Annotated in this window: 10 protein-coding genes; 5 read left to right on the top strand and 5 right to left on the bottom strand. The window is 61.6% G+C overall.

Annotated elements, in window-relative coordinates:
• Positions 1-187 precede the first annotated feature (187 nt).
• Entirely contained in the window at positions 188-631 is a 444-nt protein-coding gene (locus J3P77_RS10590; protein ID WP_434681592.1) for a transporter suffix domain-containing protein, read from the bottom strand.
• A gap of 405 nt (positions 632-1,036) precedes the next feature.
• Here J3P77_RS10590 and potE point away from each other — a divergent pair, with 405 nt between their 5' ends.
• From potE to J3P77_RS10575, 3 genes are read left to right on the top strand one after another with little or no spacing between them, the layout of a single operon-like run.
• Positions 1,037-2,443 carry a putrescine-ornithine antiporter gene (gene potE, locus J3P77_RS10585; RefSeq protein WP_434681591.1) on the top strand — a complete coding sequence of 469 codons (1,407 nt, stop codon included), beginning with the start codon at positions 1,037-1,039 and terminating at the stop codon, positions 2,441-2,443.
• On the top strand, positions 2,440-4,725 hold the full coding sequence (locus tag J3P77_RS10580) for an Orn/Lys/Arg decarboxylase N-terminal domain-containing protein (protein ID WP_434681590.1): 2,286 nt from the start codon (positions 2,440-2,442) through the stop codon (positions 4,723-4,725). The genes potE and J3P77_RS10580 overlap by 4 nt, the downstream gene beginning before the upstream one ends.
• 30 nt (positions 4,726-4,755) lie before the next feature.
• Positions 4,756-5,430, top strand: a complete 675-nt coding sequence (locus J3P77_RS10575; RefSeq protein ID WP_434681589.1) for a DUF3313 domain-containing protein — start codon at positions 4,756-4,758, stop codon at positions 5,428-5,430.
• Positions 5,431-5,717: 287 nt separating this feature from the next.
• Here the strand turns inward: J3P77_RS10575 and J3P77_RS10570 are convergent, their stop codons facing one another.
• From J3P77_RS10570 to J3P77_RS10555, 4 genes are read right to left on the bottom strand one after another with little or no spacing between them, the layout of a single operon-like run.
• A complete protein-coding gene (locus J3P77_RS10570) occupies positions 5,718-6,062 on the bottom strand; it encodes a hypothetical protein (RefSeq protein WP_434681588.1) in 345 nt (114 codons plus the stop codon).
• A 29-nt stretch (positions 6,063-6,091) separates the two neighbouring features.
• Complete coding sequence (locus tag J3P77_RS10565) at positions 6,092-8,401, bottom strand: MlaD family protein (RefSeq protein WP_434681587.1); 2,310 nt, start codon at positions 8,399-8,401, stop codon at positions 6,092-6,094.
• A complete protein-coding gene (locus J3P77_RS10560) occupies positions 8,388-9,008 on the bottom strand; it encodes a paraquat-inducible protein A (protein WP_434681586.1) in 621 nt (206 codons plus the stop codon). The genes J3P77_RS10565 and J3P77_RS10560 overlap by 14 nt, the downstream gene beginning before the upstream one ends.
• A complete protein-coding gene (locus J3P77_RS10555; protein ID WP_434681585.1) occupies positions 8,995-9,654 on the bottom strand; it encodes a paraquat-inducible protein A in 660 nt (219 codons plus the stop codon). The genes J3P77_RS10560 and J3P77_RS10555 overlap by 14 nt, the downstream gene beginning before the upstream one ends.
• Positions 9,655-9,950: 296 nt before the next feature.
• Between J3P77_RS10555 and J3P77_RS10550 the strand changes: the two genes are divergently transcribed.
• On the top strand, positions 9,951-12,608 hold the full coding sequence (locus tag J3P77_RS10550; RefSeq protein WP_434681584.1) for an excinuclease ABC subunit A: 2,658 nt from the start codon (positions 9,951-9,953) through the stop codon (positions 12,606-12,608).
• Between the two features lie 102 nt (positions 12,609-12,710).
• Positions 12,711-13,172, top strand: a complete 462-nt coding sequence (locus tag J3P77_RS10545; protein WP_434681583.1) for a globin domain-containing protein — start codon at positions 12,711-12,713, stop codon at positions 13,170-13,172.
• Positions 13,173-13,273: the final 101 nt, after the last annotated feature.

Below are 13,273 nucleotides of genomic sequence, written 5' to 3'. Positions count from 1 at the left end.
GGCCTGCACCAACGTCGCGGTTGGCGGTGTCTGGACTGGCGATGTGAAGGATCACTTTGTGGTAGAGACCGGGCGGCGATCCGTCGGGCGGCGATCCGTCGGGCGGTGCTCCGCTTATCCGCGGAGGCGTTGTAACAGGCGAGAGATTATCTGTCGCCGCACGGGCCCTTCGCGGACAAGTCCGCTCCTACAAAGCCACTCTGGCAGTCCGGACGAAGAGCGCTCGCAGCTTTTCCCAGAAGTTCGCGCCCAGCAGGAAGACGCTGGCGATCAGCATCACATCGCCCAGCAGTCGAAGCTGCAACTTGTACGGACTGATTTGTGGAGCCAGCACGTCAAGATGATGGTCCAGAAACGCTGCAACGACCGGTATGCAGAACAACACCACGCCTGCCCGATGCCGGAGCGTTCCGACCTCTGCGGGCCAGGAAACGACGGATTTAATGTATTTATGCAGTTGAGCCTTCAACTCCTGAAAACCCGACTTGCCCATGACCGCGATTGCGGCTATCAGCAGCACTTTGTTGGATATGAAAAGTACTCCGACCAGTGTTGCTATTCCGGTGCCTGAAACGCCGGCGGCGGAAGCGATGGGCACCAGAACCCACGAGACAATTATCAGAATGATCATGCCGATGCCGCACTGGAAACGCCATCCGCCGGACGTTGATTCTGACGCTTGATAAGCCATGATAGCGACTCCAATTAAAGTGAATTCAGGCCGTGGTCAACATCTGAACTGTTAAGCAGCGTAGCACCCTGATCGCCCGCCAGCCTTGTGCTACAAGTCTCCAGCGCCTGTAAACCGACAACAGGAGCACCCGACTAGTGACGGTTCCGCTATGCGGTTAATTCCGCTCGTTTTTTTCACCAGCTAAACTTCAGAGCACTCGGTGCGACAATCTGCCAGTACAGATGATTAACTTACCGTTGTTCGGATTTTTTAATAAACCCGCACTAAATCCGGTCACTAACTTGTATTCCGCTCGTGCTTTGCTATGCCTAAGGCTCCTCTAACGCATCGGGAAGCAATCCAATGTCAGGCGCAAAGAAAATGAGCGTGGGACAGCTCACTATGTTGACGGCGGTCAACATGTTGGGCTCGGGAATTGTGCTACTCCCTTCAAAACTCGCCGAAGTTGGCGCTATTTCAATATTGTCATGGCTGGTAACGGCGACGGGTTCGCTGGCTCTGGCTTATGCCTTCGCGCGCTGCGGCATGCTCAGTCGAAAGACCGGCGGCATGGGCGGTTACGCCGAATATACCTTCGGCAAAAGTGGCAACTACATCACCAACTACACATATGGCCTGTCGCTTTTGATCGCGAACGTGGCGATCAGCATTACAGCTGTTGGTTATATCCAGGTGCTTTTTAATATACAGCTCAACTCATTGCAGGTCGGGCTGGCCACTATCGCATTGTTATGGATCACCACCTTTGCGAACTTCGGCGGGGCACGGATTACCGGCAAGATCGGCTCGATTACCGTCTGGGGGGTCATCGCTCCGGTCGTCCTGGTGTCGACGGTGGGCTGGTTCTGGTTTGACAGCAGCATTTACGCGGCCGGCTGGAACCCGCATGACAAGGGCTGGTTAGAAGCGGCCGGCGCTTCGGTGGCAATTACTCTCTGGGCATTCCTCGGGCTGGAATCGGCATGCGCCAACACCGACGCGGTCGAGAACCCCGAGAAGAACGTGCCCATCGCGGTACTTGGCGGCACGCTTGGCGCGGCGGTGATCTACATCGTTTCCACCAACGTGATTGCCGGCATCGTCGACAACGCTGAACTCGCCAGCTCGACGGCGCCTTTCGGACTGGTGTTCGCCAAAATGTTCAGCCCCATGATCGGTGATCTGGTAATGGCCTTGATGGTGCTGGCCTGCGTCGGCTCGCTATTGGGTTGGCAGTTCACCATTGCGCAGGTCTTCAAAAGCTCGGCGGACACCGGCTACTTCATCCCCGTGTTCGCGAAGGTCAACAGGGCCGGCACGCCCATCGTCGGCATGCTGATCCTGCTTGCGTTGCAGACGGCGCTGGCGCTGCTGACGATCAGCCCCGACCTGAGCAAACAGTTCGACATTCTGGTCAACCTCGCGGTAGTGACCAATCTGGTGCCGTACATCCTGTCGATGGCGTCGCTGATGACGATCCAGATGGTGTCTCAGGTGCCTCCTCAGCAGGCGCTGATTTCCAATATCGTCGCATGGGTCGGCGCCGCCTACAGCTATCTGGCGCTGTACAGCTCCGGTGCCCAGGCGCTGATGCTCGGCGGCGTCGCGACCATCTTCGGCTACACCCTGTTCGGCTTCGTCAATAACCGTCTGATTCGCCTCGAAGCGCTGAACAACAGCGTGCCCACCCAGACCGTCAGTGCCCAGCACATCACCGCTGAACCGGTGCCGGTCAACAGCCTTGAAAACCTGCAGGAGATACGCGCATGACGGAATCCAAACCGCTGCTCGGCATGCTGGCCTTGCTGATCAGCAGCGCCCCCGACAAACGTACCGTGTTCGGCCGAGCGTTGAACCAGCTCCTCAGTGACGTGGAGGCGCGCTCGATCAGCGTGCTGCTCTCGGAAAGCCTCGCCGACGCGACGTCGATTCTCCACTCCGATCCTGCCATCCAGTGCGTCCTGCTCAGTTGGGAGATGGACGAGAGCGAAGATCGCGTCGAATGCATCCGGTTGCTGACCGATCTTCGCGAGCGCAACACCCGCGTTCCGGTGTTTCTGATCAGTGATCGCAGCACCGCTTCGAACATTCCGTTGATCGTGATGCAGCACGCCGATGACTTCATCTGGCTGCCCGAAGACACCAGTCGCTTCCTCAGCGGCCGCATATTCGCCGCGATCGAGCGCTATCGGCAGGCGGTCCTGCCGCCGATGTTCGGCGCCTTGCTGCGGTTCGCCCGCTCCTACGAATACTCCTGGCACACGCCCGGCCACGCCGGCGGCACGGCGTTTCTCAAGAGCACGGCGGGTCGAGCGTTTTATGAGTTCTTCGGCGAGAACCTGCTGCGTTCGGACCTGTCGATTTCGGTCGGTGAACTGGGTTCGCTGCTTGACCACAGCGGCCCGATCGGCCAGGGCGAGCGCTATGCGGCAAAGGTCTTTGGCGCGCATCGCACCTATTACGTGACCAATGGCTCATCGATGTCCAACCGCGTCATCCTGATGGCGAGCGTCACCCGCGACCAGATCGCGCTGTGCGACCGCAATTGTCATAAATCGGCCGAGCACGCGATGACCTTGTCAGGTGCCATCCCGACTTATCTGGTGCCGACCCGTAACCGCTACGGCATCATCGGCCCGATCCTGCCGCAGACCCTGAGCCGTGAAGCAATTCAGGCCGCCATCGCCAACAACCCGCTGGTGAAAGAGCGCATCGACCCGACGCCGGTACATGCGATCATCACCAACTCCACCTACGACGGCCTTACCTATAACGTTACGCGGGTCGAACAGCTGCTCGGCGCCAGCGTCGACCGTCTGCATTTCGACGAGGCCTGGTACGGCTATGCGCGGTTCAACCCGTTGTACCGCGAACGCTTCGCCATGCACGGCAGCCCGGAAGACCACGATGAATCGCGGCCCACTGTGTTCGCCACGCAGTCCACCCACAAACTGCTCGCGGCACTCTCCCAGGCGTCGATGATTCACGTGCGCAACGGTCGTAACCCGATCCCCCACGGGCGTTTCAACGAGTCGTTCATGATGCATGCCTCGACGTCGCCCAACTACGCGATCATGGCTTCGTGCGACGTGAGCTCAGCCATGATGGAAGCGCCCAGCGGGCAGATTCTGACCAATGAATCCATCGAGGAAGCCATTGCCTTTCGCCAGGTCATCTCGCGGATGAAAAGCGAAATGCTCGGCCACGACGACTGGTTTTTCTCGTGCTGGCAGCCGCCGTCGGTCAAGGTCGACGGCGTGTCGGTGCCATTTCACAAGGCCGACCCGGTAGCGCTCAAGACCGACCCCGCTTGTTGGGTGCTGCACCCCAACGAGGTATGGCACGGGTTTGGGGATATCGAAGAAGGTTACTGCATGCTCGACCCGATCAAGGTGTCCGTGCTCAGCCCGGGCATGGGCGACGATGGCGAGCTGCTGGATTTCGGTATCCCTGCCTGCGTGCTCACTGCCTACCTGGGGCATCAGGGGATCGTGGTCGAGAAAACCACCGATTTCACCATCCTGTTCCTGTTTTCCATCGGCATCACCAAAGGCAAATGGGGCACGCTGGTCAACGCGCTGCTGGACTTCAAGCGCGACTACGACAGCAACCTGGAACTGGAGCTTTGCCTGCCCGACCTGCTGACCGCCAATCAACAACGCTACGCGGGCATGGGGCTGCGCGACCTGGCTGAAGAAATCTTTGCCGCCATGAAGCAATACCGCACGACGTCGACCATGTCCAAGGCGTTCGGTCTGTTGCCGCAGGCGGAGTTCAGTCCGGTGGAAGCCTATGAAAAGCTGGTGAGAAACGAAGTGGAACTGGTACCCCTCGCCGAAGCCGCCGGGCGGATCGCCGCCACCGGGATCGTGCCTTATCCGCCGGGCATACCGTTGCTCATGCCCGGAGAGAACGCGGGGCTCGCCGACGGTCCGGTACTGGGCTACCTCAGCGCGCTGGAGCATTTCGACGCGTCGTTCCCAGGCTTTACCCACGACACCCATGGCATCGAGAACGAAGCAGGGACCTATCACCTGCTGGTACTCAGATAACCGGCTTTTACGCAGACAAGGAGTGACTCGATGAACATCAAGGCCGTGAAAGCAGTGTGCTGCTGCGCTGTGCTGGCCCTTGGCGCATGTACCAGTTCACAGGTTGACCCCGGCGATTATTCCGGCTTTCTCAAGGATTACAGCCAGCTCAAGCCTGAGAAAAGCGCCACTGGCGCGCCGGTCATGCGCTGGATCACTGCGGACATCGACCCGGCGCGTTATACGCAGGTCTATATAGAGCCGAGCCAGTTCTATCCGATGCCACAGCCAACCGCGGTGGTCAGCAGCCAGGCGTTGCAGTCGATTTCCAGATATTACGACACCGCGCTCAAGCGCGAACTGGGCAAGGATCTGCCGCTCGCACAAGGTCCCGGCCCCGGCACCATCGTCGTGCGCCCGGCCATCACCGCGGTTTACACCAGCACCGAGGGTTTGCAGCCCTATGAGATCATCCCCATAGCGCTGGTCGCCGCCGCGGTCAACACCGCTGCCGGGGGCCGCGACCAGATTGTGGTCATCGCCACAGAACTGGCGTTCCTGGATGGCGACAGCAAAAAGATAGTGGGTCAGCTGGTGCGCAAAGGCTCCGGTACGCCTCTGGAAAACGATGCCACCCAGCTGACGCTGGAAGATGTGAAGCCAGTACTGGACGGCTGGGCTACGGACATGCGCATGGGTTATCAGAAACTGGTGGCCAAGCCTTAGACGGGTGGGAGCGGACTTGTCCGCGAAGGCGTCGTGACAAGCAAAGCGGGAGCTAAGCCTGTACAGGCCTCTTCGCGGACAAGTCCGCTCCGACAAGTCCGGCGGGTCTTGGGGATCAGCTTCAGACGCGGATTTTAGTGGGAGCGGACTTGTCCGCGAAAGCGTCGTGACGAGCGAAGCGGGAGGTGAGCCTGTACAGGCCTCTTCGCGGACAAGTCCGCTCCCACAAGTCCGGGCCGGGCTTGTGTCTCGGTCCAGGCCGGAGCGACACCGAAGTGCTCGGTCAGTCAGTCCGATCTGAAATTCCAGACGATCTCGACGATTCTCATGGCCACGACCAGATAGAAAGCCCATAGCACCACCAGGATCACAACGTGGTAGCGCTGGCGGGCCACGCGGTGCGGGCCGTCGCTGATGTTGAGAAACATCAGCACCGCCGAGATCGCGATCAGGCTCCAGCCGGCGACCTGTGTCCCCAGCAGCCCGAGCAGCACCGGGTGCTCACCGCGTAGCGCGCTGGTGCCGGCGGCGAACAGCAGCGCGCAGACCAGCAGGTTTTTGACGTTGTCGAAAACCTTCGCGCTAAGGTCGTTTTCCAGCAAGGCGAGGTACTGCTGCCACAACTTTTTCATCGGTCTCCTGTACCCGGACCGGGCAGCGATCACGGTGCCAGCTTGATACTTGGCGCCCATTTCAGCCATTCCTCATCGGCTTCGTCCATCAGCGCGAAGGTCTGTTCGGGCCGTGCAGGCGTGCCCATCTGCGCACTATCGGGCGTCGCGAAAGCGATTCCGCCTTCCAGCAGAGCCTCGACCGACTCGGTGCGAATCGTTGCGCCCTTGAACAGCGCCCAGTCAAACCCGAAACCGCTGGCGTGCCAGAAGCGACTGCCGCTGCGCACCAGTGTCGCGTAGCGCGGCTCGATCAGAATGTGGATCAGCACCCGGTCGGCGCTGGGCCCCAGTTGGACGCGGGTGACTTTACCCACCGGGATCTCCCGGTAGGTCACCTCGACTCCAGGCTTGATCGAACCGCGCCGCGCCGTGCTGAGGACCAGGCTCAGCCCCGCTTCGGGTTCAACCTGCGCGGGCGGGCCATCCAGCGCCGTGAATGAGGTCTGGGTCACGCCTGGCCTTGGCGAAGGCTGCACCTGAACGTAGCGGCCAGTCAGCACGGTCTCCAGATTGGCCGCCCGGGTCAGCCCCAACTGCGGCTTGACCACCCAGAACTGCGTGCCGGCTCGTGCGACCCGCTCCGCGCCCTCGGTGATCCTGGCTTTCAGCACCACTGTCGTCAGGCTGGAGGACAGCTCAAGGCTTTCCACCGTACCGATATCCAGCCCTTTGTAGCGAATAGGTGCGCCCGGACGCAGGCCCTCGCCGTCCTCGACCTGGATGCTGACCAGCACGCCGGGCTTCATCGCGCTGTCGCGGTCGGCAAACAGATTGAAGCGCTGGACTTTTCTGGTGGAGACCGGCGCTGCGGGATTGGGCGTTTCGAAACTGATTCCGCCCGCCAGCAGGCTTTGCAGTGACTCGCTCTTGAGCTTTATGCCGGCCAGCCCGCCGGTAAGCGTGACCCCGCTGGCGTTCCAGAAACGCGTCGAAGTGTTGATCAATCCGCCGTAGTCCGGCTCGATATGCACCCCCAGCGCCACTTGGGTACGGTCTCGCGACAACTGATAACTTTGCACCGAGCCGACCTTGATCTGCTTGTAGAGCACAGGGCTGCCCACCTCCAGCGAACCCAGTACGCTTGCGAACAGCACCATATGCAGGCCGGGCGCGCGCGGGTCCAGCGGCGGCGGCTTGGTGCGGGCGACGAATTCGCGCGCGGCAGGCGCGCCTTTCTTGCCAGGACGCACGGCGATGTAGTTACCCTTGACCAGCGCCTCAAGGCCACTGATGCCCGCGAGCGAGATGGTCGGCTTGACCACCCAGAATTCGGTGCCTTCGAGCAGATACGGCTCGGCGCGCGGGTCGAGGGTCAGCTCCGCCGCCGCACTGTTCAGGTCATCGGTGCCGACCAGGCTTTTCAGTGTCCCGACGTGGATGCCTTTGTACATCACCGGCGTGTGCCCGGCCTGCAATCCCTCGAAATCCGGAAACCTTACCTTGACCACAATGCCCACTTGCGCGGCGTCGAAGTCCTCATACAACGGGATCACCTGGGATGTATCGCTCAGTGGAGGGTCCCGCTCCTGATCGCGCGAAGCAAAGGCGATGCCGCCGCCGATGATGCTCGCAAGCGATTCGGTGCGGACTTTCACGCCAGTCAGCCCGGCGTCGACGGTCACACCGCTGGCGTTCCAGAAGCGGGTGTTCTGGCGCACCAGCGAAGCGTACTCGGGATCGATGACTATCTTCACTTCAACCGCGGCCTGGTCGGCGGCCAGACCGTGGCTCTTGACCCGGCCCACCACGATCTGTTTGTAGAACACCGGGCTTTCCCGGCTCAGGGAACCGAGTCGTTCGGCGCGCAAGGTCAGGTGCAGCCCAGGCAAGGTATCGGCCAGCGGCGGCGGCTCGGCGAGCGCCACGTATTCGCGTGTCGGCTCGCCGTCACCGGGGCTCGCGGCAATGTAATTACCTGACATCAGGGTTTCGAGGCCGGACACGCCAGCCAGGCTCACGCTGGGTTTGACCAGCCAGAATCGCGTGCGCTGGAGCAGGTAGGGTTCGACGCGCTTGTCCATTTCCAGCGTGGCGATAACACCACGCCGCGCGCCGCTCTCATCCAGCGTCATACTTTTGAGCTTGCCGATCGGCATGCCCTTGAAAATGACTTCGGTCTTGCCCGCCTGCAGGCCTTCCCCCGTGGCGAAGATCACCTGGATTTCCACGCCGGCCTGATCGTAGGCCCGCCACAACAGCCAACCACCGATCAACAACGCCAGAATGGGCAAAATCCAGATCACCGACCAGCTGGACGCCGGCCGGATGACGGGCTCGGAGTTCTCAGGGCTGGCCATGGGCGGCATCTGTGTTATCCCAGATCAGTCGTGGATCGAAAGCCAGCGCGGCCAGCATGGTAAGCACCACGACGCTTGCAAATGCCACCGCGCCATAACCTGCTTCGATGCTCGCCAGATGACCGAAATCGACCAGCGCCACCAGAATGCCAATGACAAAAATATCGAGCATCGACCAGCGACCGATCCATTCGATGAAGCGAAACATCACTGCCCTCTGACGGGGAGACATGGCCAGCCTGCGCTGCACCGAATACAGCAATACGGCCATGGCCACCAACTTGAAGGTCGGCACCGCGATGCTGGCCACGAACACCACGGCTGCGATGGGCCACATCTCCAAGCGGATCAACGTCAGTACGCCGGACATGATGGTGTCCGGCTCGCCACTGCCCAGGGTGTTGACGGTCATGATCGGCAGCAGATTAGCCGGCGCATACAGGATCAGCGACGTCAGCAGCAGCGCCCAGGTGCGTTTCAGGCTGTCTGGTCGACGCGCGTGCAGCGCGGCGCCGCAACGCGTGCACTCGGCGCTGCCGTTCGGCTGCATCGGCGCCAGCCGATGGCAATCCGGACAGACCAGAATTCCAGCATCAATGGCACGCATGGACGTCCTCCCCCGACAAGGCTTCCCAGATCTGATGCGAGGACAGCGTCACCTCAAGCCAGATCTGAAGCAGCACCAGCGCGACGAAACAAGCGGCACCGACACCCAGAGTCAGTTGAGCCAGCCCGGCCAGTTTGACCATGGCCACCAGCGAACCCATCAGGTAGATCTCAAGCATGCCCCATGCGCGACAACGGTGATAAATGCGGTAGAGCAGCAACCCGATATGACGTGCGCGGTTGAACCGGATGCTCAATAGCACCGCCAGCACGCACAGCAGCTTCACCAGCGGAATCACCATTGCGCAAAGCAGCACCACCAAGGCAATCGCCGGCATGCCGGTGCGCCACAACGCCTGTACGCCCGCCCACACGCTGTCTTGAGCGTGATGCCCGAGCATTTTCAAGGAGATCAGCGGCAGGAAGTTGGCCGGAATGAAGAGCAGCAAGGCCGCCACTGTCAATGCCAGACAGCGCTGCAACATACCTCGGCGATGGCTGTACAGTTCATAACCGCAGCGCGGACATTGCGCGCTCTCGCCGGCGGCCACCGGCATTCTGACCATCAGCCAGTCGCACTCATGACACGCCACCAGAGTGCTCAGTGGGCGTTGCGACCCGTCCGGTCCCGCGATGGCTGCATGCATGGTGGCTATTCCGGCATTCGAGATGCAGTAAGGAATGCGCAAGGTCGTTCGGGCAGCAACCTGATGCGGCCTCCAACCCAAACGAGCAGGAACCGGGACACGCGCTGCGCGTCATACCTTTCACCCCGGTGATCAGCGAGCCGCCGGAGTGTTGATCAGCGTAGCTCAGGATCGGCTTCCATACAGGGCCGTTCGGGACACTCGCGCCGCTGCGTCGCCGCACCGTTCGATTCCGGCACCCTTCTGTCTGCTTGCAGAGCCAGGCCGCAAACCACGCACCTCACAAGGAACGCTTAATGCCGTCACACAAGCCGACCGTCTCAAACCCCGCCTTGCCTCAAAGCAGTGGCTTCGTCCGGGTGCGTGGCGCCCGCGAACACAACCTGAAGAACGTCAGCGTGGAAATCCCTCGCGATGCGCTGGTGGTGTTCACCGGCGTATCGGGGTCTGGCAAATCATCGCTGGCTTTTTCGACCCTTTATGCCGAAGCGCAACGCCGCTATTTCGAGTCAGTTGCGCCCTACGCCCGGCGCCTGATCGATCAGGTCGGCGTCCCGGATGTGGAGGCCATCGAAGGTCTGCCGCCAGCCGTCGCATTGCAACAGCAGCGTGGCACGCCCAGTGCGCGTTCATCGGTGGGCAGCGTGACCACCCTGTCGAGTCTGATCCGCATGCTCTACTCGCGGGCCGGCAGTTACCCCGCCGACCAGCCCATGCTTTATGCCGAAGACTTCTCGCCCAATACGCCGCAAGGCGCCTGCCCGGAATGTCACGGGCTGGGGCGCGTGTATGAGGTGACGGAAGCGTCGATGGTTCCGGACCCGTCGTTGACGATCCGCGAGCGAGCCGTGGCCGCATGGCCAATGGCGTGGCAGGGCCAGAATCTGCGCGACATTCTGGTGACCCTCGGCTATGACGTGGACATTCCCTGGCGCGACCTGCCAAAAGAGCAGCGCGACTGGATTCTGTTCACCGAAGAAACACCCACGGTTCCGGTGTACGCCGGGCTGACCCCGGAGCAGACGCGCAGTGCACTGAAACGCAAGCTCGAGCCCAGTTATCAGGGCACTTTCAGCGGTGCGCGGCGTTACCTGATGCACACGTTCATGCACTCGCAAAGCGCCCAGATGCGCAAACGCGTTTCGCAATATATGCGTGCCAGCGCCTGCCCTGTCTGCGACGGCAAGCGTCTCAAACGTGAAGCCTTGACCGTCACCTTTGCCGGCATGGACATCGCGGAGCTGTCGCACCTGCCGTTGCTCGATCTGGCCGAAGTGCTCAAGGCCGTCGCCGCCCCCGACTATCTTCAGCAGGCCGAAGAGCCCGGTGCTATCCTCAGCCATCAGCAGACCCGCGCGGCACGCGAACAGCGCGCGGCCAAAGGTGAAAACCCGCACGCCGGCGGCCCGGATGCCCGCCATACGCCCAATCTCTCCGTGGAAAAACGCCTCGCGGCGCAACGTATTGCCGCCGAACTGCTGGAGCGCATCGTCACCCTGATCGACCTCGGCCTCGGCTACCTGGCCATGGAACGCAGTACGCCCACGCTGTCTTCCGGCGAACTGCAACGCCTGCGCCTGGCCACCCAGCTCAACTCCCAGCTGTTCGGTGTCATCTATGTGCTGGATGAGCCCTCTGCCGGCCTGCATCCCGCCGACAGCGAAGCGCTGTTCGGTGCGCTGCAGCGTCTCAAGGCGACCGGAAATTCGGTGTTTGTGGTCGAGCATGACCTGGACACCATGCGCCGCGCCGACTGGATCATCGACGTCGGCCCGGACGCTGGCGAACACGGAGGCCTCATCCTTTATAGCGGGCCGCCGGCGGGGCTTGAGCAGGTTGGCGAATCGCGGACCCGAGCCTATCTGTTTCCCGAGCAGGCCTCGGGGCAGAACACGCCGGGCCGCAACCTGCGCGAACCGCGCAACTGGCTGCGGCTCGAAGGCATCACCCGCAACAATCTCGACAACCTCGACGCGGCTTTCCCGCTCGGCTGTTTCACGGCGGTTACCGGAATTTCCGGCTCGGGCAAGTCCAGCCTGGTCAGCCAGGCGCTGCTGGAACTGGTCGGTGCTCACCTCGGCCAGACCGCCAACAATGCCGAGACTGATGAGCAGAGCCTGGAAGACGAACCGGTGCAGACCAGCGCTGGTCACGTCAGCGCCGGTCTCGAAACCGTCAGACGGCTGGTTCAGGTCGACCAGAAACCCATCGGCCGGACCCCGCGCTCGAACCTCGCGACCTACACCGGCCTGTTCGATCACGTACGCAAGTTATTCGCCGCGACCGAGCAGGCGCGGGAGCTTGGCTTCGATGCCGGCCGGTTCTCTTTCAACGTCGCCAAAGGCCGTTGCGAGACCTGCGAAGGCGAAGGCTTCGTCAGTGTGGAACTGCTGTTCATGCCCAGCGTCTACGCGCCCTGCCCTACGTGTCACGGAGCACGCTATAACCCCGAAACGCTGGCAGTGAACTGGCAGGGTCTGAACATCTCGCAGGTTCTGCAACTGACCGTCGATCAGGCCTGTGACGTGTTCGCCGGGCAACCGGCAGCCCGGCGCTCGCTTCAGGTTTTGCAAGACATCGGCCTTGGTTATCTGCGCCTGGGTCAGCCTGCGACCGAACTGTCCGGCGGCGAGGCGCAGAGGATAAAGCTCGCGACCGAGCTGCAGCGCACAGCGCGAGGTGAAACCTTGTACGTTCTGGACGAACCGACCAACGGCCTGCATCCGCAGGACGTGGATCGTCTGTTGATACAGCTGAACCGCCTGGTGGACAGCGGCCACACGGTGGTGGTGGTCGAGCACGATATGCGGGTGGTTGCCCAGAGCGACTGGGTGATCGACATCGGACCGGGCGCCGGGACCGCCGGTGGCAAGGTGGTGGCGAGCGGCACACCGAGCCAAGTCGCGGACTGTGCGCAAAGCCGCACGGCGCCATTTCTCAAGCGGGCTCTGTAGCGCCCGCATCGGCCAGAACACTGATGTAGCTCAGTTACAGAGGGCGCTCGTGAGTCTAGACTCGGGACACCGTATTACATAAAAGCCGATGTGGAGTGATGTATGAGCGAGCCGCTTTCACCCGAAACCATTGCAGTGATCAAATCGACGGCACCGGCGTTGCAGCAGCATGGCGTGGCTATCACCACGCGGATGTACGAGCGCCTGTTCGTCAATCCGGACATCGCGGCGCTGTTCGATCAGGCTGCGCAGAAATCCGGGGAGCAGCCCAAACGCCTGGCGGCGGCGATCCTGGCCTTTGCCAATAACGTCGACCGGCTTGAGGTGATCGAAGGCGCAGTCAACGCGATCTGTGCGCGCCATGTGGCAACCCGAGTGAAAGCCGAACATTACCCGGCAGTGGCTGAAGCGCTGTTGCCGGCCATCAAGGATGTGCTGGGCGATGCTGCTACCGATGAAATCCTCAACGCGTGGGGCCAGGCGTACTGGTACCTTGCCGACCTGATGATCGAGCGTGAAAAAGCGCTGTATCGGGACGTCTCAAGCAACGCCGCGCGAGCATAGCTTTTGCGGACAAGCGAAGGGCCGCGCGACGGATCGCCGCCCGATCGCTACGCAGATTCAGGTGCAGGCACGGGCGCAGGATATCCATCTGGGAGCCAGCA

Origin of the sequence: Pseudomonas sp. R1-18 (assembly GCF_051132095.1) — a bacterium.
In the GTDB taxonomy this organism is placed as follows: Bacteria; Pseudomonadota; Gammaproteobacteria; order Pseudomonadales; family Pseudomonadaceae; genus Aquipseudomonas.
Note: the sequence above shows the minus strand (reverse complement) of the source record. Positions and strands in the feature narration are given on the sequence as shown.

Bases quoted from the DNA above. Each gene is read 5' to 3' on its own strand.
- J3P77_RS10590 (WP_434681592.1), bottom strand. From the start codon at position 631: ATGATCATTCTGATAATTGTCTCGTGGGTTCTGGTGCCCATCGCTTCC.
- potE (WP_434681591.1), top strand. From the start codon at position 1,037: ATGTCAGGCGCAAAGAAAATGAGCGTGGGACAGCTCACTATGTTGACG.
- J3P77_RS10580 (WP_434681590.1), top strand. From the start codon at position 2,440: ATGACGGAATCCAAACCGCTGCTCGGCATGCTGGCCTTGCTGATCAGC.
- J3P77_RS10575 (WP_434681589.1), top strand. From the start codon at position 4,756: ATGAACATCAAGGCCGTGAAAGCAGTGTGCTGCTGCGCTGTGCTGGCC.
- J3P77_RS10570 (WP_434681588.1), bottom strand. From the start codon at position 6,062: ATGAAAAAGTTGTGGCAGCAGTACCTCGCCTTGCTGGAAAACGACCTT.
- J3P77_RS10565 (WP_434681587.1), bottom strand. From the start codon at position 8,401: ATGGCCAGCCCTGAGAACTCCGAGCCCGTCATCCGGCCGGCGTCCAGC.
- J3P77_RS10560 (WP_434681586.1), bottom strand. From the start codon at position 9,008: ATGCGTGCCATTGATGCTGGAATTCTGGTCTGTCCGGATTGCCATCGG.
- J3P77_RS10555 (WP_434681585.1), bottom strand. From the start codon at position 9,654: ATGCATGCAGCCATCGCGGGACCGGACGGGTCGCAACGCCCACTGAGC.
- J3P77_RS10550 (WP_434681584.1), top strand. From the start codon at position 9,951: ATGCCGTCACACAAGCCGACCGTCTCAAACCCCGCCTTGCCTCAAAGC.
- J3P77_RS10545 (WP_434681583.1), top strand. From the start codon at position 12,711: ATGAGCGAGCCGCTTTCACCCGAAACCATTGCAGTGATCAAATCGACG.